The following is a 25,216-nucleotide window of genomic DNA, read 5'->3' on the forward strand; positions in this document are numbered from 1 at the left end:
TGCTGGACTTAGAAGGAATAAAACCTAATTATATTCTGAGTCTCAAACTCTGAGCTAGAGCCTTTTACAGACTCAGGACTCAGAACTCAAGACTCAGAACTCAAAGTTTATTTTGCTTCGGCCATCATTTTCTGACCTTTCACTACGGCATCTTCAATGGTTCCTACCAAGTTGAAGGCACCTTCAGGAAGGTTGTCGTGCTTGCCGTCCATGATCTCGTTGAAGCCACGGATGGTGTCTTTGATATCTACCAGCACACCTTTCAAGCCGGTGAACTGTTCGGCCACGTGGAACGGCTGGGACAAGAAACGCTGCACACGACGCGCTCTGTGTACGACTAATTTATCTTCTTCAGATAACTCGTCCATACCCAAGATAGCAATGATGTCTTGCAGCTCTTTGTAACGCTGCAGGATCTCTTTCACGCGCTGGGCGGTGTTGTAGTGCTCAGCACCTACCACGTCGGCGGTCAAGATACGGGACGTAGAATCCAGAGGATCTACCGCAGGGTAGATACCAAGCTCAGAGATCTTACGGGAAAGTACAGTGGTGGCATCCAAGTGAGCGAAGGTTGTCGCTGGAGCAGGGTCAGTCAAGTCATCTGCAGGTACGTAAACGGCCTGTACAGACGTGATGGAACCACGCTTAGTAGACGTGATACGCTCTTGCATGGCACCCATTTCCGTAGCCAAAGTTGGCTGGTAACCTACCGCAGAAGGCATACGACCCAAAAGGGCCGATACCTCAGAACCTGCCTGGGTGAAACGGAAGATGTTGTCAATGAAGAAAAGGATGTCACGACCAGCGCCAGATCCGTCACCGTCACGGAAAGACTCCGCAATGGTCAAACCAGAAAGGGCAACACGGGCACGGGCCCCAGGAGGCTCGTTCATCTGACCGAACACGAAGGTCGCTTTAGACTCTTTCAGGGCTTCCTGATCTACTTTAGATAGATCCCATCCGCCGTGCTCCATAGACTCCATGAATTCGTCACCGTAACGCACAATGCCGGACTCAATCATCTCACGCAGCAAGTCATTTCCCTCACGGGTACGCTCACCTACACCAGCAAACACAGAAAGACCACCGTGGCCTTTGGCGATGTTGTTGATGAGTTCCTGGATCAATACGGTTTTACCAACCCCGGCACCCCCGAACAAACCAATTTTACCCCCTTTGGAGTAAGGCTCAATCAGGTCAATTACTTTGATACCGGTGTACAATACCTCTGAGGAAGTAGAAAGGTCTTCAAACTTAGGGGCGTTGCGGTGAATGGGCAGGTCCAGCTCGCTCACAGGCTGAGGGATACCGTCAATGGCATCGCCAATTACGTTGAACAGACGGCCTAACACATTCTCGCCGGTAGGCATTGAGATAGGAGCCGCTAAGTCTGTTACTTCCATGCCACGGGTTAAGCCTTCGGTAGCGTCCATCGCGATGGTACGTACGCGGTCTTCGCCTAAGTGCTGCTGAGTCTCCAATACCACGCGGGTACCGTTCTCTTTCACCACTACCAGGGCATCCATGATGTTGGGCAACTTAGAATTCTCACCCGAGAAGCTTACGTCCACTACCGGACCGATCACCTGGGTAATTCTGCCAATATTCGCCATTTGGTTGGTTTATAATTATTTAGATAGATACACACTTCTTTCAGGCTGCAAAAATAGAAGTTTATCTCTGCAATTCCATGGAAGTGGGTAAAAAGTTTTGGGGTAAAAGAGACCTGAAGACAGGCGGTAGAATTTAGGGGCGATTTAGGCCTTAAAAGCCGTTTTAAGCCTGTTTTTCTCAAAACGGCCCTAAAACAGACTTGCCTTTCAACGCACGTGATAGTCCAAGAAACTAAAGAAAAGAGCGGTTGAAGTCGTTTAGGTTTCTTGTTCTGCCGGGGTTTTGCGCCAGCAACCCGTCATGCAGCCGAGGAGGGGGCCAGGGGAGCTGCTGCCTGCGTGACGCCCAGGCAGGCCATAGCCCGTTCCCATTCATATTGGCTGCGCAGGTGCACAAACACGTGGTTGCCGTGCCTGATTTTGCGCACGTCTTCCAGCGCCAGGGCCAGGCGCGCGTCTAAAGAGGGAAGGGTGCAGGTGTACACCGGGGAAGCAGATCTAAGGTAGAACCAGAGCGTGGTGGAAGTCTCTTGCATGGTCAGGCATTTTTAAGGGTAACACGTACGGTGAAAGAGGCTCCCTGGCGCTGGAGACGGTAAGTGGAGGTGGCCCAGGTAAAGGAAGGAGCTTCCCGTTTTGGGCCTGTTTTTCGTAAAACACCTCTAAAACGCCCCTGTGCCGTATGGGCCAAAAATTCAGGGAAGAAGGCAGGAAGCTGGGCAAGTTGCCGGGGCTGGGAAAGTGTTACCCAATAGGTGAGGCCAATGAAGGTGATTTCCAGATGGTCTTTACACCACTGCAGCGCCGGGTGGTCTGGGGCTAGGGTAAGCGTGCAGCATACCTCCCGATACGGATGGCACACCTGTAGAATGATGGTAGAATCTGTGGGGTTTTGCATGGCATTTCCGTTTATCTGCTGGTTGTTTAGGTAAGTCTACGGCGTCTTTTCCAGGCATCCCAGCCGCAGGTAGAAGCTTTGCCAAAACATAACCGCCGGGTAAGGGTCCGGTAATAGTTTGGTAATAATTCCGTTACATTTTTGCGGTTTACCGTTGTTTTCTGAAAAACAGGCCCAAAACGAAATGAAAAGAGGGCGCCTGCTTCTAAAAGAAATCTTTATTTTTGCCCTGTCTTACCAAACCAATATCCGTCTTGGAAACCCAGACCACCCTTACCACCGTTGACACCGCCCAAAAGCTGGGCCTGTTACCCGAAGAGTTTGACCGCATCAACCAGATCCTGGGCCGCACGCCTAACTTCACTGAACTGAGTATCTTCTCGGTGATGTGGTCTGAGCACTGCTCTTACAAAAACTCCATTGTCTGGCTCAAGACCCTACCCAAAGACTCGCCGCGCATGCTGGCCAAGGCAGGCGAGGAAAACGCCGGTCTGGTTGATATCGGTGACGGGCTGGCCTGTTCCTTTAAAATAGAATCACACAACCACCCATCGGCGCTGGAGCCTTACCAGGGCGCGGCCACCGGCGTGGGCGGGATCAATAGAGACATCTTCACCATGGGTGCGCGCCCTATTGCGCAGCTGAACTCGCTGCGGTTCGGGAACCCCAACTCAGATAAAACCAAGCGTCTGTTAAGAGGCGTGGTGAAAGGCATCGGGGACTACGGCAACGCCTTCGGGATTCCTACCGTGGGTGGTGAGCTCTTCTTTGACGAATGCTACAACATCAACCCGCTGGTGAACGCCTTCTCGGCGGGCATTGTGGAAGTGGGCAAAACGGCCAGCGCCACCTCTTATGGCGTAGGCAACCCGGTGTTCATCATCGGCTCTGCCACGGGCAAGGACGGGATCCACGGCGCGGCCTTCGCGTCTAAAGACATCACCGAGGACTCCGTGAACGACTTGCCATCCGTGCAGGTTGGGGACCCGTTCCAGGAGAAACTTTTGTTAGAAGCCACCCTGGAGATTCTGGCCACCGGAAAGGTGATTGGCATGCAGGACATGGGCGCCGCCGGTATCACTTGCTCCACCTCTGAGATGAGCGCCAAAGGCGAACACGGCATGGAAATCTGGCTGGACAAAGTGCCTACCCGCCAGGCCAACATGCAGCCCTTTGAGATCCTCCTCTCAGAAAGCCAGGAGCGCATGCTGGTAGTAATGGAGAAAGGTTCTGAAGACCTCATCCACCAGATCTGCGACAAGTGGGACATGTCCTGCGCCCAGATTGGCGAGGTTACTGACTCCAAGCGCCTGCGCTACTATGTAAAAGGAGAGTTGGTGGCCGATGTGCCCGCCGATGACCTGGTATTGGGCGGCGGCGCCCCAGTGTACCACCGTGAATACAGAGAGCCGGCCTATTTCCAGGAAGCCAAGAAATTCACCCTTGACTCCGTGCAGGAGCCAAAAGAATATAAAGAAGTAGCCGCGTTCCTGACTACGCACCCCAACATCGCCTCCAAGCGCTGGGTCTACAAGCAGTACGACTCCATGATTGGTACTGCTACGTTGACCACCAACCGCCCGGCAGATGCGGGCATTGTGAAGGTGAAAGGGTCTGACAAGGCCATTGCCATCACCGTTGACTGTAACAGCCGCTACGTGAACGCAGACCCCGAGGAAGGCACCGCCATTGCTGTGGCCGAGGCCGCCCGTAACCTGGTTTGCTCCGGGGCCGAGCCCGTGGCCATCACTAACTGCCTTAACTTCGGGAACCCGTACGTGCCGGAGGTCTACTGGCAGTTTGTGGGCGCTATCAAAGGCATGGGCAAAGCCTGCACCGCCCTGGGCACCCCCGTGACCGGCGGAAACGTGAGTTTCTACAACCAATCCTCAGACGAAGGTCCGGTGTTCCCAACGCCTACCATTGGTATGCTGGGTTTGGTGGAGGACAAAACCAACATCATGACCCTGGCCTTCCAGCAGGAGGGAGATGCTATCTATCTGTTGGGTGACGCCCAGAATGACATCGCCTCCAGCGAGTACCTGTATTCTTACCATGGCGTGAAACTGTCCCCAGCCCCGGCCTTTAATATGGACCAGGAGCTGTTGCTGCAGAAAACCGTGAAAGAGCTGATTGAGGGTAGGTTGATCCAGTCGGCGCATGACTGCGCGGACGGTGGTCTGTATATCACGTTGCTGGAATCTGCCATGTACCACCACTTGGGCTTTGTGGTGACCACAGACGCCGCATACAGAAAAGATGCCTATTTATTTGGCGAGAGCCAAAGCCGCGTAGTAGTGAGCGTGAAGCCCGGCCAGCAGGAGGCGTTTGAAAAAGCAGTTTCGGCCAATGGCCTGAATTTCAGAAAACTTGGGGTAGTTGCTGGGCAGAACGTAGTGGTGGACGGCGAGGTGTTTGGGGATATTAATACCCTCAAAAACAGCTATGACACCGCGCTGGAGCGGATTATGGAATAATTTTTCTGAAATTTTTTAGCGGCACCTATTGCGCTGAATAAATTCTTTCCTACCTTTGCATCACCAAACGATAACAATGTTGTCTAAGGGAGATTGTCCGATGGTGTAACTGGCAACACGTCTGATTTTGGTTCAGAAGAGTCCAGGTTCGAAACCTGGTCGGACAACCTAGAAAGCCTTTCAGAGAAATCTGAGAGGCTTTTTTTTATGCCCTTTCGCGGCTTCATGAGAACCAACTCCGCCCCAAAAACTTTCTGGGCCTGTTTAGGCTAATCCTTTTGCCTGGTCTGGCTCTGTCATCATAATTGATTTACCTTGGCAGGGAAGCCACCGGTTAGTTTGGCTTAGGGCATTCCCCTGAGTCAAGGCTCTATTCACCTTGTCTCTAGAAGGCTTTTCCTACTTGTATTTACCAAAGCCTATTGGTGCCATCCAAAACCTTTGCCGCCGCATCTACGAAGAACAAGAGAGAGGACTTGGCGGTGGGCCGCCTTTTCCAGTTGGTGGTGTGTGCCTTTTCTTTATTTTCTCATTTAAGCCCAAATCCTTATGAACAACATGGCTAGTGTCTCAGAAGTACTGAACCACCTGAAGCAAGAAGGATACACCCAGGATTTCAATCTGAATGATAATTGCCTTGTTTGCCATGGTAATTCGTTGCAGTTGTTCCCAGAGGAGTTTGTGGTGGACAAGCACTACCGCTTTGAGGGCAACACAGACCCCGGTGACGAAGCAGTGGTATATGCCATTTCCTCAGAAAAGCACCAAGTGAAAGGAACCTTGATCAATGCCTATGGCATCTATAGTGATCCGGTATCAGATGAAATGGTCAAAGCCCTGAAAGAAAAACATACCTGAAAATAACTGAGTTAGCATCTTCTATCTTCCTGTGCCCTATGGCAGACACGCGCCCCACCATCTGGACCATTGGTCATTCCACCCGCCCCATAGAAGAATTCCAGGCTGCCCTGCTTTCCTTTGAGATTAAGGTGCTGGCCGATGTGAGACGGTATCCGGGCTCTAAAAAATATCCGCAGTTTAACGTAGAGGCCCTGCAGACTGCCTTGGCCCAGGTAGGCATTGACTACCTGCCTGAAGTTGAGCTGGGCGGACGCCGCAAACCTAGCCCAGACTCTAAAAACACCGTCTGGCGAAGCGAATCCTTCAGGGGCTACGCTGATTATACAGAGACCGAGCAGTTCGCCAAAGGACTTTCCACCCTCATGGAGGTAGCCACTAGCAAGCGCACGGCCTACATGTGCTCAGAGGCGGTTTGGTGGCGGTGCCATAGGGCTATTATCTCAGATGTGCTCAAGGAAAAAGGCTGGCAGGTGCTGCACATCATGAAAGAAGGCGAGGCCAAAGAACACCCGTTCACGGCGGCCTATCTGCAATCACACCCCTTGCTTTAAGAAGAAATACGCCGGCGTTTGCGTCATTTACTGTTAGTAAGTTTAGAGAAAGTACCCTTTATTTTTGCGGGGATGGTTTGAGCCTAGCAAAATAAGCCGTAGTTTTGCGACTTCATTCGGTAACCTCTTCTCCCCATGACTCCTACGGTTAAGATATTCTCCGGCTCGGCCTCCAGATATTTCGCTGAAAAAGTGGCAGGTGCCTATGGTTTGCCTTTAGGTGACATTACGGTACAGCGCTTTTCTGACGGAGAAATCTCTGTCCATTTCAATGAATCTGTGCGCGGCTGTGAGGTGTTTTTGATACAATCCACGTTTCCACCGGCAGATAACCTTATGGAGTTGATGCTGCTGGTAGACGCGGCTAAAAGGGCTTCGGCGCATAAAGTGATTGTGGTAATGCCTTATTACGGCTATGCCCGTCAGGATAGAAAAGACAAACCGCGTGTTTCTATTGGGGCCAAAGTAATGGCTAACGCCATTCAGTGCGTAGGTGCTGACCGCCTTATGACTTGTGACCTGCATGCGGGCCAAATCCAGGGGTTCTTTGACATCCCGGTAGACCATTTGGACGGTTCGGCCATTTTTGTGCCGTACCTGCGTAGCCTGAACCTAGGCCAGGACTTGATCTTCGCTTCCCCAGACGTGGGAGGTGTGGTACGGACCAGAAGCTTCGCCAAGGTATTTGGCGTAGAGATGGTAGTCTGCGATAAGCATAGAAAGCGTGCCAACGAGATTGCCTCTATGCAGGTGATTGGGGACGTTGAAGGTATGGACGTAGTATTAGTGGATGACTTGGTAGACACTGCTGGAACCATTACCAAAGCGGCCGAGTTGCTGAAAGAGAAAGGCGCAAAAAGCGTAAGAGCCATTGCCACCCACGGGGTGCTTTCTGGTCCAGCCTATGAGCGGATTGAGAATTCTGTGTTAGAGGAACTGGTGATTTCAGATACTATTCCCTTAAAACATGAGTCTCCAAAAATCAAGGTATTAACGTTCTCAGACCTGTTTGCCCGGGCCATCAGCAATGTGGTAACCCATGATTCTATCAGCTCACTGTTTATCTAATTGCTGATTACCAAAAGAGGTCTAGTGTCTGATATCCAACTACTAGCGTCTTTTTAAAGAGTTTTTTCAATTTTTATTTATATCTATTTTTTATGCAAAGCTTAGAGATTATAGGGTTTAAAAGAGCAAATCTCGGTAAATCCGAAGCCAAAGCGCTTCGTGAGGAAGCTCAAGTTCCATGTGTATTGTACGGTGGTTCAGAGCAAGTTCATTTCTCTGCTCCGGCTATCTTGTTCCGTGACTTGGTTTACTCTCCAAACGTGTACCAGGTTGACCTGAACATTGAAGGCACCGTGTACAAAGCCATCATGCAAGACCTGCAGTTCCACCCAGTAAACGAAATGTTGCTGCACGTGGACTTCCTGTTGTTGCAAGACGAGAAAGAAGTGAAAGTAGACGTTCCTGTACGTTTCGTAGGTACTTCACCAGGTGTAATGGCCGGTGGTAAACTGGTAACTAAACTGCGCAAGCTGCGCGTGAAGGCTATCCCAGCTAACCTGCCAGATACTATCGCGGTTGATATCTCTGAACTGGAATTAGGTAAGTCTATCAAAGTGAACAAAATCACTCCTGAGAACTACACTATCTTGACTAACCCATTGTCACCAGTGGCTACCGTAACTATCCCAAGAGCCCTGAAGAGCGCTCAGACAGAAGAGAAAAAAGGCAAGAAATAGTCTTTGCTCTTTTAAAGAAAAAATCCTGTTCTGCTTCGGTGGGACAGGATTTTCTGTTTTAGGAGCAGGATTTACGGGATTGATCAAGATTAGCAGGATTAGATTTCCCTGATTACTCATGAGGCGACAATAACTCTAATCTTGGTAATTCTGAAATATCCCGTAAATCCTGATTAATCCTGCTTCTGGAATGCTTTTTTGATGACATCGGCCACCCGTTCCTGGTCTGCCAAGGTTAGGCTGGAGCCAGATGGCAGACAAAGGCCGCGGGTAAATAGGTCATCGGCCACGCCGCCGCCAAAGTAGCTGACACCTTGGTACAAAGGCTGCCGGTGCATGGGTTGCCAGAGCGGGCGGGCTTCTATGTGTGCCTCTATTAATTTAAGCCGAAGCTGTTCAGGGGTGAGGGGGCAGCCTTTCTTGAGCGTTATACAGGAAAGCCAGCGGTTAGAGAAAAAGCCTTCGGGTTCCTGTAGCCATTCTATTTCCTCTAGGTCTTGCAGCAGGCTTTGGTAATTCTGGAAAACGGCCCGGCGCTGTTGCACGCGTTCGTCCAGCACTTCTAATTGTCCGCGGCCAATGCCGGCGCTGATGTTGCTGAGGCGGTAGTTGTAGCCTAGTGTGGTATGGTGGTAATAAGGCGTGTGTTCTTTAGCTTGGGTAGAGAGCCATTTGGCGCGCTCCACCAAATTTGGGTCGGCAGAGACCAGGGCACCACCACCGGAAGTAGTTATAATTTTGTTACCGTTGAAAGAGAAGGCACTCACTCGCCCAAAGGTGCCGGCTAATTGGCCTTTGTAACGGGAGCCCAAGGCCTCGGCGGCATCTTCAATGATAGGTACCCCATAGCGCGTTGTAATTTCCTGTATCTCTTGTATTTGGGCTGGCATTCCATACAGGTGCACCAGAATGAGGGCTTTGGGGAGTTTGCCTTTCTGGGCGCGATCTTTCAACGCATCTTCTAGCGCCGTGGGGCAGAGGTTCCAGGTAGTAGCTTCGCTGTCAATAAAAACTGGGGTGGCGCCTACATATAGGATGGGGTTAGCCGTGGCCACAAAGGTGAAGGTGGAGCAGAAAACCTCATCTCCGGGGCCAATGCCCAATGCAAGCAGGGCCAAATGGAGAGAAGCCGTGCCGGAAGATAGCGCCGCTGCGGGCATGCCCAGGTAGGTGCCCAGTTCCCGTTCAAAGCCATGGACGTTGGCGCCCGCAGAGGTAATCCAGTTCAGGTCAAAGGCTTCTTGAATATAATATTGCTCTCTTCCGCTCATGTGCGGCGGAGAAAGGTAGATGAAATCCTGAGGTTGGCTCATGCGGTTTGGGAAATGATACGGGCCGGCACGCCTACCGCGGTACAGTAACTGGGTAAATCCTTGGTCACTACCGCTCCGGCCCCAATAGTGGTAAAGGCGCCCACTTTCAGGTTCTGCAGTATGGCGCTGTTGGTGCCGCCGTACACGCCTTTGCCAAGTCGTACCCCACCACTTACGGCCACTTGCGGCATAAGCGAGCAGAAATCGCCTAGAATAGCGTCATGCCCGATGGTGCAGGCCAGATTCAGCAACACATGTTTGCCTAACATGACATTAGTGGTGAGGATGCAGTTCTGGCAGATAATGCAGCCTTCGCCCAATTGGTTTTCCTGCTCTGGCGTTAGCAACACCGACGGGTGAACCAATATCGGAAACTCTAATAAAGGATTGCCTAACCGTGTGACTACTGACTGTTTGGCGGAGCAATTGCCAATGGCTATGGCCACATGCAGGGGGTTGCCGGTTGTGTTTAACTCTGCAATAGTGCCCAGATACGGATAGCCATTGAGCGAGCTAGCAGGAACGGCGTCATCATAGAATCCCAGGATCTCCCATTCTGGGGATGCCTGGTTAATCTGCAACAAAAGCATGAGCACCTCGCGGCCCAGGCCACCGGCTCCTACAATCACAATTGGTTTTTTCTCTTTGCTCATGGTTTGTTAGCAGAACCGGTAAAGCGTTCCATGGTGGCAGTGCCCGGAGCCGAAATGCCTTCGGGTTTGAACAGGTGCCGCACGGTACGCCAGAGAATCATCATGTCTACCTTGAAAGACAGATGTTCCACGTACCACACGTCAAAGGTAAACTTTTCTTCCCATCCCAGCAGGTTCCGGCCGTTTACCTGGGCCCAACCGGTAATGCCGGGCTTCACTTGGTGTCGCCTTGCCTGTTCAGGGGAGTACAGCGGAAGGTATTCCATCAATAACGGCCGCGGTCCTACCAGGCTCATGTCGCCGCGCAACACGTTGAAAAGCTGGGGCAGCTCATCTAGGGAAGTTTTCCGGATGAATTTCCCCAGGGGGGTGAGGCGCTGGCCATCGGGTAATAATTGCCCAAACCGGTCCTGCGTATTGGTCATGGTCACGAACTTGTAGAATAGAAACGGTTTGCCGTGTAGACCGGGTCTAGGTTGCTTGAACAGCACCCGACCCTTAAACCCCAGCCACAACGCCACTGCCACCACCAACATGACCGGCCAAAGAACCAACAAGGCTCCCCCGGCAAGCAGAAGGTCTAAAAGGCGTTTGCCGAAGCGTTGGTACATGGAGTAATGTGCTAATTCTTGAAGGTGATGATGTGCTAATGAATGGGTAGTTTAGCCATAGAGACGTGCAAGGAAAACCATCCTATAAAACCCTGTTTTGAGCCTGTTTTTCAGAAAACAGGCTCAAAACGGAAGGTACTAATTTTGTCCTTCTGTTGCTATTCCTCGCTTCTGGTACACGGTCAACTATCAACTAGTAACTGACAACTCTTATCTTGCAGCATGATTCAATTCCCGAACGCGAAGATAAACCTGGGGTTACAGTTGGTGGAGAAACGGCCCGACGGGTTCCATAACCTGGTGTCCTGCTTTTACCCCGTGCAGTGGACCGATGCGCTGGAGATTCTGCCAGCGGTAGGAGAATCTACGTTTACCCTTTCCGGCTTGCCGGTACCAGGCGAACCCATGGCCAACCTTTGCTGGAAAGCCTATCAATTGCTGCAGAAAGATTTTGGGTTGCCGCCTATCCAGATGCACCTGCACAAAGTCATTCCCATGGGGGCAGGCCTAGGTGGCGGCTCTTCGGATGCGTCCTGTACCCTCAAACTCCTGAACAGCCTTTTTGACCTTGGTCTTTCTTCTGAACAGCTGGAAAGCTACGCACGCCAGTTAGGCAGCGACTGCGCCTTCTTCGTGCAAAACAAACCGGTGCTGGCCGTAGAGAAAGGTGATGTATTTGAGCCTATTTCTGTAGACCTAAGCGGTTGGCACATTGTATTGGTCTATCCCAACCTGGCCATCAGTACCGCAGAGGCCTACGCCGGGGTTTTGCCGCGTTTTCCGGAAAACAGCCTCAAAACGCTTTTGGCCAAGGACCTCTCTACCTGGAAAGACACTGTGGTGAATGACTTTGAGGCGAGCCTGTTCCCTAAATACCCGCTGCTCCCGGAAATCAAACAACAGCTGTATGGAATGGGGGCGGAGTATGCCTCTATGTCGGGGTCTGGGTCTACCATGTACGGGTTGTTCAAGACGGCGCCAGCGCAGCCCTTACCTTTCCCGAGGGAGTACTCAACTTGGCAGGGAGTCCTGTAGCCTTCTGATACGACGGTTCCGCACCGCTTCCAGAATAGGGTGCAGAAACACGCTGAACAGGATAATGCTGGCCCCATAATAAAACCCTGCCGACATTTTTTCGCCTTCCTTAAAGATAAACCAAGCCAGAATGATGCCGTACACCGGCTCCATGTTCACGGTCAGGTTCATGGTATAGGCGCTGAACTTCTGCATCAGGCGCACGGCGCCGGTATAGGCATAAACGGTGCAGACTAGGGCTAGAATCATGATCCAGAGTACATCCCACCAGTTCACCGCCAGGTGGAGGGTGCCGGTCTCGGTCATCCAGGTGCGGTAGAAGGGGAGAAACAGCGCAGTCGCCAGGAAAGCGCCCGCCATTTCATAACAGGTAATGGTGGCCGGCGCGTGGGTCTTGGTCAGGTTGCTGTTGATAATAGTAAAACAGGCGGCCAGAAACGCCGAACCCAGCGCCATGCTAATGCCCACCACGTGGTCAAACTCAAACCGGAAGATGATGTAAAGGCCAATAATGATGAGAATAGCCAATCCTACCTCATGCGGCTTAATCTTCTTTTTGGTGAACATAGGTTCCAGCAGCGAGGTCCAGAGGCTGGCCGTAGACATACCTGCCAAACAAATAGACACCGAGGAAACCCGCGCCGAGGCGAAGAATAGAATCCAGTGCGCAGCAATCATAAAACCCACGCCCACAATCTTAACAATGTTCTGCCGGCCAATCTTAAAGGATCCACCCCTGAACCGGATCACTACTGCCAACGCGAGGGCCGCCAGAATGGTGCGGTAGAGCACTAACTCCACTGCCGGGATAGAGATCAACTTGCCCAGAATAGCGGTAAAACCCCATAGCAGAATAATGAAATGGAGCTCCAGGTAATCTTTGAAGCGGGGGGTAGAAGAATGAGAAGCTGACAAAACGATGGTATAAAGGATGAATCTGTTTTAAGGCCGTTTTTCTAAAAATAGGCCCAAAACGCTTTTATCTTTCTGTTAAATATTCCTTCAGGTGCTGGCGCGAGTCTCCAGACTCGTGACTTAGGATGCCAGGTAGTCTCCAGACTACCTTCGCTGCGACAGCAGCGACATTGGTACTGCTGGTCTTTCACTTTCACTTTGGCCCGGAAGTTACTTCCGGGCCATAGGCAGGAAAATTTGCCCGTGGTTCCCGGTGAGTCCGGAGACTCACTTCATCCCAAGTCACGAGTCTGGAGACTCGCGCTAGAGAAATACTGTGAACTAATCACTAACAACTACCGCGGTACCGTTCGGTAGAGCACTATGCCAATGACGGTAAACACAGCCAGCGGCACAAAGGCGGCCAACTGCGGCGGAATACCGCCTACGGAGGCCAGGCTTCGGCTCATCATCACAAAGATGATGAAGATAAAGGCCAGCACAAATCCCAGCGCTATCTGCAGGCCCACCCCACCACGAACCTTTCGTGAACTCAAAATCACGCCAATCACGGTGAGGACGGTAATGGCGAAGGGGTAGCTCATGCGCTCGTATTTCTCGGTCATGTACATTTCCACGTCCGTGGCCCCGCGAAGCTGCTTTTCTTTGATCAGGGCGTTGAGTTCGGCGTTGGTGAGGGTTTCTTTCAGGCGGTAAGTACTGGCGAAGTCTTTGGGCAGAAGGTTAAGCGTGGTGTCAATGGCTCCGCCGTGGGTGATGGTTTCCTGGTCGCCGTTGAAGACCCTGAGGGTGTAGGCGTCCAAGTGCCATTTCTGTTTGGTGCTGTCCCAGCGTATAGATTCTGAAGAAAGCTTCCGGATCAATTCCTGGTCTTTGATAGTTTCCAGGGTGAACTTGTAGCCCACGTTGGCGTGGTTGTTATAGCTCTCCAGGTAGACGTAGGAGTCTGGCCCGATGCGGAAGTGCACGTTGCGGCCTTCAAAGGTGTAGGGGTTCTTCACGTACTTGATCTCAAAGGCCACGCGGGTTTTGTTGGCGTTCGGGATCACATAGGAAGAGAAGAAGAAGATAAAGATGCCTATCACCACCGAGCCGATAATATAAGGCACCAGCATACGCTTAAAGGAAACCCCACTGCTCAGAATGGCCACAATCTCCGTGTGTGACGCCAGCTTGGCCGTCACGAACACGGTGGCAATGAAGACCGTGATGGGACTGAGCAGGTTGGCGTAAAACGGAATGAGGTTGATGTAGTAATCAAACAGAATCGTCTTCACCGAGAGATTATTCTGGATGAAGTCATCGTTCTTCTCCACAAAGTCAATCACGCAGATCACGGCCATCAAGATGAGTACCACAAACACAAACGTGGTCAGGAACTTCTTAAGGATGTATTTATCTAATAGCTTCAACTTTCTTTAATTACAAATTGAGGAGTAAGAAGTAGGAATGACTTCAATAATACGGTTTGTTGAAATACGATTTCCCGATTCTTAATTCCTAATTATTAATTCTTAATTACTTATAAACGGGTCATCAGTTTCTTCACCATCTGGTCTTTCCAGGAAGCAAAGGTGCCGGCTATGATCTGCTCCCGCGCCTGGCCCACCAGCCACAGGTAGAACGTGATGTTGTGCACACTGGCAATCTGGGCGCCCAGCATCTCAGTGGCGTGCATCAAGTGGCGCAGGTACGCCTTACTGTAGAACGTGCTGGCGTAGCCGCCTAACTCGGCGTCAATTGGCGAGAAGTCCTCTTTCCAGCGCTCATTCCTGATATTGATGATACCCTGCGTGGTGAACAGCATGCCGTTGCGGGCGTTACGGGTAGGCAACACGCAGTCAAACATGTCTACGCCCAAAGCAATGTTCTCCAGGATATTGGCCGGTGTGCCCACGCCCATGAGGTAACGTGGTTTATCAGCAGGCAGTATATCGCAGACCAGTTCGGTCATCTCGTACATCATCTCGGCAGGCTCACCCACGCTCAAACCGCCAATGGCATTGCCCGGACGGTTTTTGCTGGCAATCATCTCCGCTGACTGGATGCGCAGGTCTTTGTAGGTACTACCCTGTACAATAGGGAAAAGCGTCTGCTCATACCCGTACTTAGGCTCTGTGGTGTCAAAGCGGTCTATGCAGCGCTGCAGCCAGCGGTGCGTGCGCTCCATGGAATTCTTGGCGTAGTGGTAGTCACAGGGGTACGGCGTGCACTCGTCAAAGGCCATGATAATGTCGGCGCCAATAGTGCGCTGGGTATCCATTACGTTTTCTGGGGTGAACAGGTGGCTGGACCCGTCAATGTGGCTTCGGAACTTTACGCCTTCTTCAATGATCTTACGCGTGCCTGATAGAGAGAACACCTGGTACCCGCCGCTGTCAGTGAGAATGGGGAAATCCCAGCCGTTGAATTTGTGCAGTCCGCCGGCTTTCTCCAGCACGCCCAGGCCTGGTCTTAAATACAGGTGATAGGTGTTGCCCAAAATGATCTGGGCTTTTACGTCTTCTTTGAGTTCGCGCTGGTGCACGGCCTTTACGGTGCCGGCGGTACCCACCGGCATAAAAATAGGGGTCTGTATGGTGCCGTGGGCGGTGGTTAATTCGCCAGCCCGGGCTTTGGAAGCGGGATCTTTCGCTACTAAATCAAAGGTCATGTGCAATGGGTAAAGTGCTGGAGAAGCCTTCTTGTGAGGTTATGTACCAGGCTTTTGGCTGTAACCGCTTCTCCAAACGGCAAAGATACAAACAACCACCCGTTTCACCGCCCGGGCGTTGCGGGGCACACCAAAATTTGTGCTATTTTTGGTTTCAGTTTTATTTCGCCTTGGATTACACACTTCTACTTCAGAATTTTCTCCTATACTTGCTAGGTGCCTGCGTGCTGGTGCAGTTTTTTTATGAGTTGTATTACTTCCTGCCGCTGGCGTTCCAGAAAGACCCCGTGCCGCAGGACCCTGCCGCCTTGCCGCCGCTCTCCATTCTGGTTGCCGCCCACAATGAAGTAGAGAACCTGCAGGAACTGCTGCCTTTGCTGCTGCAACAGGAATACCCGCAACCCTATGAGGTGATCTTGATTGATGACCGCTCCTGGGACGGCACCCATGTGCTGGTAAAAGAATACCAATTGGAAAACCCACATCTAAAATTAGTGCGGGTAAAAGAAACGCCGCCGTTCATGAGCCCTAAGAAGTATGCTCTCTTTCTGGGCGTGAAAGCGGCTCAAAATGAGCACCTTCTCTTCACAGACGCAGATTGCCGGCCGGCCTCTAACCATTGGGCCCAGCGCATGGCTGGTGGTTTTGTGGGCGGGCATGACATCGTTTTAGGCGTTTCTCCGTATATGCAGATATATGGATTCTTAAATAGTTTGATTCGGTTTGAAACCTTCTTGACCGCGATGCAGTATCTGTCGTTTGCCAAGCGGGGCAAAGCGTACATGGGTGTTGGCCGTAATCTCGCCTATACAAAATCGACTTTCTTCCGGAATAAAGGGTTTTCCTCCCACATTAGGTCGCTGGGTGGCGACGATGATTTGTTTGTGCAGGAGGCCGCGCGGCATTCAACGGTGCAAATCATGCTAGACGCTGAAAGCCACACGCAGAGTTTTCCTGAAACGAAGTGGCGCAGCTGGTGGAGGCAGAAACGCAGACACATGGCAGCCGGCCGGCAGTACGCAGGTGTAGAGCGCTTCAGAATCGGACTTTTTGTCCTGTCAAATATATTATTTTATATAATATCACTAGTTCTTTTAGGCTTGCAGCACCAAACGCCTTATGTTGGCGTTATTATTGGAGCAAGGTACGTGGCGGTCTGGGTAATTTACATGGCGGTGGCCCGCCGACTGCAAGACCCGTTTAAATGGTGGCTCTTGCCCGTTCTGGAACTAGGGTATTATCTCAACTATATAGGGATTGGCATCTCTGTATTAATGACTAAAAAGATAAGATGGAAGTAAACAAGCAATTTTCCGCGAAAGCGAAACACGATTTTAAACTGATCCAGTCAGCGGTAGAGGAGGGGGATGAGAAGGCCTACGCAGAGCTGATGCAGATTTACAAGAAGCCAGTTTATCACGTGGTCTTGAAGATGGTGCGCAACGCCGATGACGCTGAGGATCTCACCATTGAAGCATTCGCGAAAGCCTTCCGTAACCTCCATAAATTCAACCCAGAGTACGCCTTTAGTACCTGGCTGTTTAGAATTGCTACCAACAACTGTATTGACTTCATCCGGAAGAACAAGATCAAGACCATGAGCATTGACTCAGCCATCAAGATCGACAACGGCGATGAGATCACTATTGATTTCAAAGACAATAACCTCAATCCGCAGGAAACGGCCATCAAGAACCAGAAGATTGAGATCATGCAGTACATTGTGAGCAAGCTGCCAGACAAATACCAACGCCTGGTGACTCTCCGTTACTTTGACGAGCTTTCTTACGAGGAAATAGCCACCGAACTGAACGCTCCCCTGGGTACCGTAAAGGCCCAGCTTCACCGCGCCCGCGAGTTGCTCTATGACATGGTGAAAAACAAGAAGCACCTTATTTAAGGGATCTAAGACACAGGGTATAAGACGTAAGACTTTTTCTTGTGACGTTATAAAGAGAGCAGCCCCTAAGGCTGCTCTCTTTGTTTTAGGGCTGTTTTTGAGAAAACATCCCCAAAACGCATAGCATGTAGGGACAGGTCGCGACCTGTCCGGTGCGGTGCCCTACGCAACCTGCGCCTGCCAAAAAGAACTGCCTTTCATTTTGGAGAAAGTAAAGCAGTTTTCAATGAGATACTTCTTACTACATGGCCGTTTCGGGCAGGTCAAGCCCTGTTCCTACATGTTATGCGTTTTGAGCTTGTTTTCTGAAAAACAGGCTCAAAACACGAAACAGGCAACGCCCTTGTGCAAACTCAGGACTCAAGACTCAGAACTCAGAACTCAATATGCTATCTTTGACCCATGAACGCAGCCTCGGTGAATATCCTGACCCATTATTTTCCTGACCTCACGCCAGAGCAAAAGCAGCAGTTTGCGCGCCTGGCGAAGCTGTACGTGGAGTGGAACGAGAAAATCAACGTGATTTCGCGCAAAGACACCGAGAACCTGATGGTGAATCACCTGCTGCATTCCATAGGCATTGCCAAGGTAGTGCAGTTTCCAGCGGGCACCTCTGTCATGGATGTGGGCACGGGCGGCGGCTTGCCAGGTTTACCTTTAGCCATCCTGTTCCCCGAGGTGAAGTTTCACCTGGTAGATTCCATAGGCAAGAAAATACACGTGGTAGAGGAAATTGCCCATGAACTGAAACTGCAGAACGTGCGTGCCAGCCACATCCGCGCCGAACAGGTGCATGAGAAGTATGACTTCATTGTCAGCCGCGCCGTCGCCCGCTTGGCTACTTTTTACCAATGGATTCAGTTCAGCTTCAAGAAGGAATCTGTGCCAGAGCAGGGCCTCTACTACCTCAAAGGCGGCGACCTCTCTGAGGAACTAGCCGAGTCAGGCCTAGTGCACCAGGTATTTGACCTGAACCAGTATTTCCAGGAGGAATTTTTCGAGACGAAGAAAGTGGTGTTTGTGCCGCAACATCCTACGGCATAAGCGTTTTGGGGCTGTTTTTGGGAAAACAGGCTTCAAATAGAGTTTTATTAAATGAGAAAGCCACTCCCTTGGGAGTGGCTTTCTCATTTAATATTAATGGTGAGGATTGTGCCTTTAAATCCTTTGAACCTTTTTTGATAGGCAAGATTTATTTCTCTTTTGTCATCCTGAAAGGACCTTGTGAGCGAACTAGGGTGGCGGTGAATAAGCGTTAGTTCAACCGTGCTGATAGAATTCTTAAAGGCCATGGAATGAAGCCTGTTCCAGGTTAGTTACCTTTATTACCTTTACAATAGTGTCATTATCAATTGAACTTCTCAGCTTAAAAAAGGTCAGATATACCAATGAGTCTGACTTAGGTAAAGTAAAAGTTATTGTAGAATCAATTGGGATTGCTCCATTAACATCATCGCTATTTACTTTATAATAAACAGAAGATAGGTAAGGCTTCAGATTGTGATGAGCTTTAATAATATAGATTATTTGCCCAGTAAGTTCTTGCTTCTTAATGAGGTTTTGATGCTTGATTCTTCTTTCACCTTCTGTCCATCCATAAAGTAAACTTATAGTATCTGCTTCATAGACTATGGTATGGTTCGAGAGCTTCAACATACTATTGAAAACACCCTTTTCCTTAGATGATTTTATAGAATTACTTGCTGGCAAAAATTGAGTTAGCCCGAAAAGCCCAAAATAGGAAAGGTAAGCACCAACTATCACTAGTAGCAAAGCGGAAAACAAAAGAGATTTTGAGACTAACTGCTTTTGCCTAATTAAATCAATGAATGTGGTGGTGGCGGCTAAAAACAGCCCTGACATTGAGAAAAGGTTAATCCATGCGGCACCCGCTAAATCATGTGTTCCGCCAGCATAAGTTTTTACAAGCATATCATTTACTATGATTGCTGCTATTATAAGTAGTAGTTTGAAAGTCAATTTCATATCTGCTTTTATTAATAGATATGAAATAATAAATATGATAACTGGGGTTAAAAGTATAGAAGTAGGCCCGGCCACGTGCCCCAGATAATTACTCCCCAGGATAAGGGCTGCCGACAAAAATAGCCTCAGGGTGTTATTCATAGTTGAAGGGCATGCTTTTTATTAAAAGCCTATCTAGTTCGCCCACCAGATCCTTCCAGGATGACAGAGAGACGGAGTATGAAATTATTGTCTTGCTACTACCGCACCAACTCCACCTTCTCAATCCTGTCCCCAATATTCAGCTGGTGCACTACGTCCATGCCTTTCACCACGCGGGCGAAGATGGTGTATTTGCCGTCCAGGTGTGGGGTGGGGGAGTGCGTGATGAACCATTGGCAGCTTTCGGTGTCTTTGCCGGCAGAGGCCATGCCTACGTAGCCTTCCAGGTAATTCAAATTGGCAAATTCTGAACGGATGGCGTAATCCGTAGAGCCCCAGCCATCGCCGCGCGGGCAGCCGCCCTGGGCCACGAAGTTGGGTACCACCCGGTGGAAGTTCTTGCCGTTGTAGAAGCCTTTCTCAAGCAGTTCCACAAAGTTAGCCACCGATCCGGGCGCGTCTTCCACCAGCAATTCAAACGTGATATCACCTTTAGAGGTCTTGAGGCGGGCTTTCTGGTTTTTGGCAAGCTTGTTTACTGTGGCCCAGTTGATGGGATGCGTGAAAGGGGTGGCCGGCGTGGGCGCCGAGGCCTTGCCTTCCAGGTAATCCAGGGTTTTCTGCAATTCCAGGTAGGTTTCAATGTCGCGGGGAAGGGTGAGTTTGTCGCGGGCCTGGGTCAGGAAGGAGTGGTCTGCGTAGGCGTTTTTCAGGCCCAGGTCAGGGTTGCGGATAGCACCGGCGGCAATGCCCACCAAGGCCACGTCACCTGATGCAATAGCTTTCTTGAACAACTGGTTAAACGCCGGAGCGGCCGAGGCCTCAAATCCTTTCTGCCCCCTAATGGCTACTAACGCCTCTATGCCCGAGGTACTCACCGCTGGGTGCGGCGCATTAAACGTCTGCTGTTCTATAAACGGGTACTGGCTTTGGTCTTTGCTGAGGGCAGTAAGTAAGGCTGCTTTCTCATAGGGGTTGCCGGCGGCTTTAAACCGCTGCACTATTTGCTGGCTAACGGCGCTTTTCTGCGCGGCAGGGGTAGCCGTCAAGGCTGCCCCAAACAAGGTAGCGCGCACCCGCCAGTCCTTCTGTTTAGCCGCGGCTTCCTGCAAGCGGGTAGCTTCTGCAGCAGGAGCTTTGGCAGCTAAATACTCAGCGGCGCTAAGGGCTACATGCGGGTGCGCATCTGCCAGGGCATTCCAGGCAGCGGCCTGCACCCCGGCGTAGGCCAACTGGTTCATGGGCCTCACCGCACTCAGGCGCACCCGGTAATCAGCGTCCTTCTGCAAAACTTGGCTAACTACTTGGGCCACGCCCACGGTATCTTTCATTTTGCCCAAAGCCAGCATAGCGGCCATGCGCACGTTGGCGCTTTTATCTTGCTGCACTGTGGTAAACAGCTGGTCTTTGATACTACTGGGGTCCAGCTTGGCGGTTCGGCCTACAAAATGCGCGGCTCCCAAGCGGGCATCTTCCTGGGCAGAGGTTAAGAGAGCCGCCGCTTTGGAGAGGGCAGGGGCATGGTTGAGTTTGCGTTGACCTGCGCGGTAGAGCGCCCAGGCTTGGGCGGCCTCCATATTGGGCTGTGCGCTGTAGCGAGCGATCATGTCAAATCCGTTCTGGGTGGCGCACTTTCCCCAGGCTTCCAGCATCTCGGCCCGGGCCGCAATATTCTGTTCCCGGTTATAGGCTTCCATGAGGGCAGGCTCGGCGGCGGGTTTCCCAATCTGCCCTAAGGCATAGGCGCTGGCTATGCGCACCTCGGCCTCCGGGTCCTGCAGTAAGGCACTCAGAGCCGGAATGGCGGTACTGTCCTGCACTGAGCCGAAGGCTAGCGCGGCCTCCTGGCGATACATAGTCTCCGGGCGGGCCAGGAAAGGCAGCAGATCCTGGGTTTTGCGCTCATCCTGCAAGGTATAGATGCGGCGCAGGGTGGCATCACTGAATTTATTGATAGTGTTATTGCCGCTTTGCTGGGCAGGCGGAGTACAGGCCACGGCGGCTAAAAGCAAAACCGAAGCAAGATTGTTAAAAGAGTAGTTCATAGGTGGTAGTTGGGCTGGGGAAGATACAAAACTGACCCGATTCTGCGGCACCTCTCCGGCTACAAGCCGCCAACCAACGGCGTTTTTATACTGTTTTCCTGAAAATAGAGTAAAAACAGGAAGATGCCTGCGCCAAATTTTAAGACCTTTGCCCCTGTTATGCCTACCGCTTCGTCAGACGTTTATTCCCTCCGGTTCTGGTTGCTGTGTCTGAGCTCTTTTTTGTTCTCGGCCAGCTTCAACATGATCATCCCCGAACTGCCTAATTTCCTCACCAGCCTGGGAGGGGCCGAGTATAAAGGCTACATTGTGGGGCTTTTCACTATCACTGCGGGTCTCTCGCGTCCGTTCTCCGGCAAGCTCACTGATACCATCGGGCGCATGCCGGTTATCTATTTTGGCGTGGCGGTCTGCGTGCTGTGCAGCCTGCTCTACCCCTTGCTTACCACCGTGACGGCCTTCCTGCTTTTGCGTCTTGTGCATGGCTTTTCCACTGGTTTTACGCCCACCGGCGAATCTGCTTACATTGCGGACATAGTGCCCCTGGAGAAACGGGGAGCGGCCATCGGGGTCTTCGGTCTGGCTGGAAGCCTGGGCCTGGCGGCGGGCCCAGCCATTGGCGGCGAGTTTAGCCGTTACTTTTCCCTGGACGCGCTTTTTTACGCCTCCTCGGGCATGGCCCTTTTGGCGGTATTGGTGCTACTGAACCAGAAAGAGACGCTGGTGAATCCGCAGAAATTCAGGCTGGGACTGCTGCGCATTAAGAAGGATGAGATTTTCGAGCCGCTGGTCTGGCCTCCCTTCGTGGTGATGCTGCTTACGCTGTTTTGCTACGGCGCGGTGCTCACCGTTACTCCAGATTTTAGCCAGCACCTGGGCATTGCCAACAAAGGCCTGTTCTTTACCTTCTACACCGTTTCGTCCATCGGTATCCGGTTCCTGGCGGGTCGCGCCTCAGACCGATTCGGGCGGGTGCCAGTGCTACGCATCTCCACGTTCATCATGGCCCTGGGCATGCTGGTCCTCGGCTTTGCCGATTCAAAAGCGATGTTCCTGGGGGCCGCAGTGCTATACGGCATTGGTACCGGCATGAACTCGCCCACGCTCTACGCCTGGACCATCGACCTCAGCCACGCCAACCGCCGCGGCCGTGCCATGGCCACCGTCTACATCGCCCTGGAAGCCGGCATAGGCCTGGGTGCCTTCCTCTCAGCCTCAGTCTACGACAACCGGGTAGAGGCCATCCCATACGTCTTCTGGGCCGCCGCCGCGCTGTGCCTGCTGGCGTTCCTGTTTGTGCTATTGGGGAAATTCCCGAAGCGGGAAGAAGAGGCGGTTTAGGGTTAATCGCTTAGCGACGCTTTTGTTTTTGGGCTGTTTTGCGGAAAACGGAGGCGGCTACCCCGAGTCTCGAGTCCTGAGTTGGAAATGCGTGCATCATCCCCCTACCCCCTTCAAAGGGGGACGAGGAAGAGGGCCATGCGTTGAATCTGTAAAGCGGGCTCTCCTGTGTAAACACCCCTCTACGCTCCCCTCAAGGGGAGAGTCTGCTGTGAATGAACGGTATCACGTTTTGGGCCTGTTTTCCGGAAAACAGGCTTAAAACCCCATCTGCCTAAACGGTTCCTCCACGCCTTCCTGTTTCCAGCCTTTCGTCTGAGCGCCTAGCACTCGACCCGGTGCTGCGGATGCGGCAGGCCCTACAGGGCCAGGAGAGAGGGTACAGCGCGAGGGCGGAAGGCGGGGCCGTGAGCGCTCGGAGGGAAGAGATGAAACATCACAGTCCATGAAGCCCTAGGAAAGCGGTCAAGCCAAGGGGAAGGCAAACTGGATGCACGAGCCTTTTGCCAAGCGAGAAGCAGTTTAAGTTGTAAGTGAGAACACCAACAACGGCGAAAACCTGGGGCTGAACTCGCGACTCAAGACTCGCGACTCAGAACTCCCTATAAATACCCCTTTGCCTGTAACCTAAACAACTCCGCATAGCGGCCACCTTTCGCCAGCAGCTCCTCATGTGAGCCTAACTCCACAAACTGCCCGTTCTCAATCACCAGAATCCTATCCGCCATGCGCACGGTGGAGAAACGGTGGGAGATAAGCACGGCGGTCTTGCCTTTGGTAAGTTCTGAAAAACGCTGGAACACCTCGTGCTCGGCGCGGGCGTCCAGGGCGGCGGTGGGCTCGTCCAGGATCAAAAGCTGCGCATCACGCATGTAAGCGCGGCCTAGGGCTATTTTCTGCCATTCGCCGCCAGACAGGTCTACGCCCTTGTTGAAACGGCGGCCAATCACCTGGTCATAGCCTTCGGGGAGTTTGGAGATGACGGTATCTGCCAGGCTTTGCTGCGCCGAGGATTCAATGCGGGGTTTATTCTCTTTCTGGTCAATGCGGCCAATGGCGATATTGGTGCCGGCCGTCATCTGGAACCGCACAAAATCCTGGAAAATCACGCCGATCTCGCGGCGTAATTCCGCTGGATCATATTCCTTCAGGTCTACACCGTCTAGCAGGATACGGCCTTCGGTAGGGTCATAGAGGCGGGAAAGGAGCTTGACCAGCGTGGTTTTGCCGGCGCCATTCTCGCCTACCAGCGCCAGTTTCTCGCCGGCATGCAGCGTGAAATTTAGGTTCCGGATGGCCCACTTTTCTGAGTTTCGGTACTGGAAACCCACGTTCTCAAAGGTGAAGCCGTGTTGGATAGGCTTAGGGAAAGGAGGGGCCGTAGGCTGGCGTTTAATACGAGGCTGCAGCTCAAAAAAGTCAAAGAAATCTTGCAGGTACAAGGCGCCCTCGGCCACGCTGGTGAACCGGTTCAACACAGATTCCAGCAACCCGCGCAGGCGCATAAAGGAACCGGCTAAAAACGTGAGCTGCCCCAAAGAAACCTGCCCTTTAACCGTCTGTAGCACCAGGTAGACATACGCTCCGTAATAGCCGGCACTGCCTAAGGCCGCAAATACGCTCCCCCAGCCGGCCCGGCGGGTAGCCAGTTTCTTGTTGTCCAGGTAAAATTGGGTGGAAAGCTCCCTAAACCGGTTGGTCAGGAAATCTGAAAGCCCGAAGATCTTCACTTCCTTGGCCGTGTCATCACTGGCTCCGGTTTGGCGCAGGTAATCCAGTTCGCGGCGTTCCGGGGTCCAGCCGTGCACCAGGGAGTAACTGCGCTCATTGAAGTGTGACTCGCCCAGGAAAGCGGGTAATACCGCCACCAGCAGCAGGAGCAATAACCAAGGGTAAAACGCTATTAAACCAGCCGCCAGAAAAACCATGGTGAGAAGATCCTGCATCTGGCCCAGCACCTGGCTCATGAGAATGGTTCGGCTTAAGGTTTGGCGGCGGGCGCGCTCCAATTTGTCATAGAAGGCAGAATCCTCAAATTGGTCCAGGTCCAGCTCGGCGGCGTGCTCCATGAGCCGGATGGAGGATTGGTTCGCAAACAGATCGCCCAGGAGCCCGTCAATCAACGCAATGCCTCGGTTCAGGAAATCGGAGACTACCGCCAACCCGAATTCAATGGCCACCAGCGTGAGCAGATAACCCAGCAGCTTGTCATCGGTTTGGGTAAGCCGCAGCACCTCGTCAATGATTAATTGGCCCACGTAGAGCATCGCCAAAGGCACGGCCGCCCTGAACAGGCGCAGCACCACGTTGACCATGGCCATGCGCGGGTTGGTCTGCCACACCATTTTCAGGAAGGGCGGCAAATGTTTCAAGGCGCTTACCCGCTGCTGCACAGAAAGCTGCGGTTTGCCTTGTTGCGGCGGTTTTTTGCCGAAGATGTTATCCCAGAATGCCATAGGCCGTGAAGTTACAGGAAAG

Annotated in this window: 22 protein-coding genes and 1 tRNA gene; 11 read left to right on the top strand and 12 right to left on the bottom strand. The window is 51.9% G+C overall.

Translation table 11 applies throughout. The annotated features are described in order from the left end of the window. Positions 1-107 precede the first annotated feature (107 nt). The 3 genes from atpD to ACYVJQ_RS16235 form a co-directional block, all read right to left on the bottom strand. Positions 108-1,613, bottom strand: a complete 1,506-nt coding sequence (gene atpD, locus ACYVJQ_RS16225; protein WP_460894159.1) for a F0F1 ATP synthase subunit beta — start codon at positions 1,611-1,613, stop codon at positions 108-110. A gap of 299 nt (positions 1,614-1,912) precedes the next feature. Further along, positions 1,913-2,149, bottom strand: a complete 237-nt coding sequence (locus ACYVJQ_RS16230) for a hypothetical protein (RefSeq protein WP_460894160.1) — start codon at positions 2,147-2,149, stop codon at positions 1,913-1,915. Between the two features lie 2 nt (positions 2,150-2,151). Beyond that, positions 2,152-2,511 carry a hypothetical protein gene (locus tag ACYVJQ_RS16235; protein ID WP_460894161.1) on the bottom strand — a complete coding sequence of 120 codons (360 nt, stop codon included), beginning with the start codon at positions 2,509-2,511 and terminating at the stop codon, positions 2,152-2,154. A gap of 254 nt (positions 2,512-2,765) precedes the next feature. On the opposite strand from ACYVJQ_RS16235, the gene purL reads away from it, so the two are divergent. The 6 genes from purL (at position 2,766) to ACYVJQ_RS16265 (ending at position 8,145) form a co-directional block, all read left to right on the top strand. After that, positions 2,766-4,988: a phosphoribosylformylglycinamidine synthase subunit PurL gene (purL, locus tag ACYVJQ_RS16240; protein WP_460894162.1), complete on the top strand. Its 2,223-nt coding sequence runs from the start codon at positions 2,766-2,768 to the stop codon at positions 4,986-4,988. A 94-nt stretch (positions 4,989-5,082) separates the two neighbouring features. Beyond that, positions 5,083-5,155 (top strand) — tRNA-Gln (locus tag ACYVJQ_RS16245). Between the two features lie 382 nt (positions 5,156-5,537). Then, entirely contained in the window at positions 5,538-5,846 is a 309-nt protein-coding gene (locus ACYVJQ_RS16250; RefSeq protein ID WP_460894163.1) for a phosphoribosylpyrophosphate synthetase, read from the top strand. Between the two features lie 38 nt (positions 5,847-5,884). Beyond that, entirely contained in the window at positions 5,885-6,400 is a 516-nt protein-coding gene (locus tag ACYVJQ_RS16255; protein WP_460894164.1) for a DUF488 domain-containing protein, read from the top strand. A 135-nt stretch (positions 6,401-6,535) separates the two neighbouring features. After that, entirely contained in the window at positions 6,536-7,468 is a 933-nt protein-coding gene (locus ACYVJQ_RS16260) for a ribose-phosphate pyrophosphokinase (protein ID WP_460894165.1), read from the top strand. Positions 7,469-7,560: 92 nt separating this feature from the next. After that, positions 7,561-8,145, top strand: coding sequence for a 50S ribosomal protein L25/general stress protein Ctc (locus ACYVJQ_RS16265; protein ID WP_460894166.1), 585 nt, complete (start codon positions 7,561-7,563; stop codon positions 8,143-8,145). Between the two features lie 173 nt (positions 8,146-8,318). Here ACYVJQ_RS16265 and ACYVJQ_RS16270 read toward each other — a convergent pair whose 3' ends face one another. Genes ACYVJQ_RS16270 through ACYVJQ_RS16280 form a run of 3 tightly spaced genes read right to left on the bottom strand, consistent with a single transcriptional unit; the run spans position 8,319 to position 10,722 of the window. Continuing rightward, positions 8,319-9,458, bottom strand: coding sequence for a DegT/DnrJ/EryC1/StrS family aminotransferase (locus ACYVJQ_RS16270; protein WP_460894167.1), 1,140 nt, complete (start codon positions 9,456-9,458; stop codon positions 8,319-8,321). Beyond that, the gene (locus ACYVJQ_RS16275; RefSeq protein ID WP_460894168.1) at positions 9,455-10,111 is read right to left on the bottom strand and encodes an acetyltransferase; all 657 of its coding nucleotides are present in this window, start codon (positions 10,109-10,111) and stop codon (positions 9,455-9,457) included. The genes ACYVJQ_RS16270 and ACYVJQ_RS16275 overlap by 4 nt, the downstream gene beginning before the upstream one ends. Further along, positions 10,108-10,722 carry a sugar transferase gene (locus ACYVJQ_RS16280; RefSeq protein WP_460894169.1) on the bottom strand — a complete coding sequence of 205 codons (615 nt, stop codon included), beginning with the start codon at positions 10,720-10,722 and terminating at the stop codon, positions 10,108-10,110. Before ACYVJQ_RS16280 ends, ACYVJQ_RS16275 begins: the two co-directional genes overlap by 4 nt. Before the next feature lie 222 nt (positions 10,723-10,944). Here ACYVJQ_RS16280 and ispE point away from each other — a divergent pair, with 222 nt between their 5' ends. Then, complete coding sequence (ispE, locus tag ACYVJQ_RS16285; protein ID WP_460894170.1) at positions 10,945-11,757, top strand: 4-(cytidine 5'-diphospho)-2-C-methyl-D-erythritol kinase; 813 nt, start codon at positions 10,945-10,947, stop codon at positions 11,755-11,757. Here the strand turns inward: ispE and ACYVJQ_RS16290 are convergent. The 3 genes from ACYVJQ_RS16290 to tgt all read right to left on the bottom strand — a co-directional run bounded on the left by ACYVJQ_RS16290 (position 11,734) and on the right by tgt (position 15,325). Then, positions 11,734-12,672, bottom strand: a complete 939-nt coding sequence (locus ACYVJQ_RS16290) for a DMT family transporter (protein ID WP_460894171.1) — start codon at positions 12,670-12,672, stop codon at positions 11,734-11,736. The genes ispE and ACYVJQ_RS16290 overlap by 24 nt on opposite strands. Before the next feature lie 335 nt (positions 12,673-13,007). Next, entirely contained in the window at positions 13,008-14,084 is a 1,077-nt protein-coding gene (locus tag ACYVJQ_RS16295; RefSeq protein ID WP_460894172.1) for an LptF/LptG family permease, read from the bottom strand. A 110-nt stretch (positions 14,085-14,194) separates the two neighbouring features. After that, positions 14,195-15,325 (bottom strand): tRNA guanosine(34) transglycosylase Tgt, encoded by a 1,131-nt coding sequence (gene tgt / locus ACYVJQ_RS16300; protein ID WP_460894173.1) that lies wholly within the window; start codon positions 15,323-15,325, stop codon positions 14,195-14,197. Positions 15,326-15,495: 170 nt separating this feature from the next. Between tgt and ACYVJQ_RS16305 the strand changes: the two genes are divergently transcribed. From ACYVJQ_RS16305 to rsmG, 3 genes are all read left to right on the top strand, one after another. Continuing rightward, positions 15,496-16,626 (top strand): glycosyltransferase, encoded by a 1,131-nt coding sequence (locus tag ACYVJQ_RS16305; RefSeq protein WP_460894174.1) that lies wholly within the window; start codon positions 15,496-15,498, stop codon positions 16,624-16,626. Next, positions 16,617-17,225 (top strand): RNA polymerase sigma factor, encoded by a 609-nt coding sequence (locus tag ACYVJQ_RS16310; protein WP_048921458.1) that lies wholly within the window; start codon positions 16,617-16,619, stop codon positions 17,223-17,225. The genes ACYVJQ_RS16305 and ACYVJQ_RS16310 overlap by 10 nt, the downstream gene beginning before the upstream one ends. Before the next feature lie 402 nt (positions 17,226-17,627). Further along, positions 17,628-18,269 carry a 16S rRNA (guanine(527)-N(7))-methyltransferase RsmG gene (rsmG, locus tag ACYVJQ_RS16315; protein ID WP_460894175.1) on the top strand — a complete coding sequence of 214 codons (642 nt, stop codon included), beginning with the start codon at positions 17,628-17,630 and terminating at the stop codon, positions 18,267-18,269. A gap of 237 nt (positions 18,270-18,506) precedes the next feature. Here the strand turns inward: rsmG and ACYVJQ_RS16320 are convergent, their stop codons facing one another. Further along, entirely contained in the window at positions 18,507-19,352 is an 846-nt protein-coding gene (locus ACYVJQ_RS16320; RefSeq protein WP_460894176.1) for a hypothetical protein, read from the bottom strand. 98 nt (positions 19,353-19,450) lie between these two features. Further along, positions 19,451-21,397 (bottom strand): peptidylprolyl isomerase, encoded by a 1,947-nt coding sequence (locus tag ACYVJQ_RS16325; protein WP_460894177.1) that lies wholly within the window; start codon positions 21,395-21,397, stop codon positions 19,451-19,453. 159 nt (positions 21,398-21,556) lie between these two features. Here ACYVJQ_RS16325 and ACYVJQ_RS16330 point away from each other — a divergent pair, with 159 nt between their 5' ends. Then, a complete protein-coding gene (locus ACYVJQ_RS16330; protein ID WP_460894178.1) occupies positions 21,557-22,738 on the top strand; it encodes an MFS transporter in 1,182 nt (393 codons plus the stop codon). Between the two features lie 602 nt (positions 22,739-23,340). Here ACYVJQ_RS16330 and ACYVJQ_RS16335 read toward each other — a convergent pair. Next, positions 23,341-25,194 (bottom strand): ABC transporter ATP-binding protein, encoded by a 1,854-nt coding sequence (locus ACYVJQ_RS16335; RefSeq protein ID WP_460894179.1) that lies wholly within the window; start codon positions 25,192-25,194, stop codon positions 23,341-23,343. Between the last annotated feature and the right edge of the window lie 22 nt (positions 25,195-25,216).

This window comes from Rufibacter soli (assembly GCF_054781795.1).

Coding starts and splice junctions, on each gene's coding strand:
- atpD (WP_460894159.1), bottom strand. CDS start 1,613: ATGGCGAATATTGGCAGAATTACCCAGGTGATCGGTCCGGTAGTGGAC.
- ACYVJQ_RS16230 (WP_460894160.1), bottom strand. CDS start 2,149: ATGCAAGAGACTTCCACCACGCTCTGGTTCTACCTTAGATCTGCTTCC.
- ACYVJQ_RS16235 (WP_460894161.1), bottom strand. CDS start 2,511: ATGCAAAACCCCACAGATTCTACCATCATTCTACAGGTGTGCCATCCG.
- ACYVJQ_RS16250 (WP_460894163.1), top strand. CDS start 5,538: ATGAACAACATGGCTAGTGTCTCAGAAGTACTGAACCACCTGAAGCAA.
- ACYVJQ_RS16255 (WP_460894164.1), top strand. CDS start 5,885: ATGGCAGACACGCGCCCCACCATCTGGACCATTGGTCATTCCACCCGC.
- ACYVJQ_RS16260 (WP_460894165.1), top strand. CDS start 6,536: ATGACTCCTACGGTTAAGATATTCTCCGGCTCGGCCTCCAGATATTTC.
- ACYVJQ_RS16265 (WP_460894166.1), top strand. CDS start 7,561: ATGCAAAGCTTAGAGATTATAGGGTTTAAAAGAGCAAATCTCGGTAAA.
- ACYVJQ_RS16270 (WP_460894167.1), bottom strand. CDS start 9,458: ATGAGCCAACCTCAGGATTTCATCTACCTTTCTCCGCCGCACATGAGC.
- ACYVJQ_RS16275 (WP_460894168.1), bottom strand. CDS start 10,111: ATGAGCAAAGAGAAAAAACCAATTGTGATTGTAGGAGCCGGTGGCCTG.
- ACYVJQ_RS16280 (WP_460894169.1), bottom strand. CDS start 10,722: ATGTACCAACGCTTCGGCAAACGCCTTTTAGACCTTCTGCTTGCCGGG.
- ispE (WP_460894170.1), top strand. CDS start 10,945: ATGATTCAATTCCCGAACGCGAAGATAAACCTGGGGTTACAGTTGGTG.
- tgt (WP_460894173.1), bottom strand. CDS start 15,325: ATGACCTTTGATTTAGTAGCGAAAGATCCCGCTTCCAAAGCCCGGGCT.
- ACYVJQ_RS16310 (WP_048921458.1), top strand. CDS start 16,617: ATGGAAGTAAACAAGCAATTTTCCGCGAAAGCGAAACACGATTTTAAA.
- rsmG (WP_460894175.1), top strand. CDS start 17,628: ATGAACGCAGCCTCGGTGAATATCCTGACCCATTATTTTCCTGACCTC.
- ACYVJQ_RS16320 (WP_460894176.1), bottom strand. CDS start 19,352: ATGAATAACACCCTGAGGCTATTTTTGTCGGCAGCCCTTATCCTGGGG.
- ACYVJQ_RS16325 (WP_460894177.1), bottom strand. CDS start 21,397: ATGAACTACTCTTTTAACAATCTTGCTTCGGTTTTGCTTTTAGCCGCC.
- ACYVJQ_RS16330 (WP_460894178.1), top strand. CDS start 21,557: ATGCCTACCGCTTCGTCAGACGTTTATTCCCTCCGGTTCTGGTTGCTG.
- ACYVJQ_RS16335 (WP_460894179.1), bottom strand. CDS start 25,194: ATGGCATTCTGGGATAACATCTTCGGCAAAAAACCGCCGCAACAAGGC.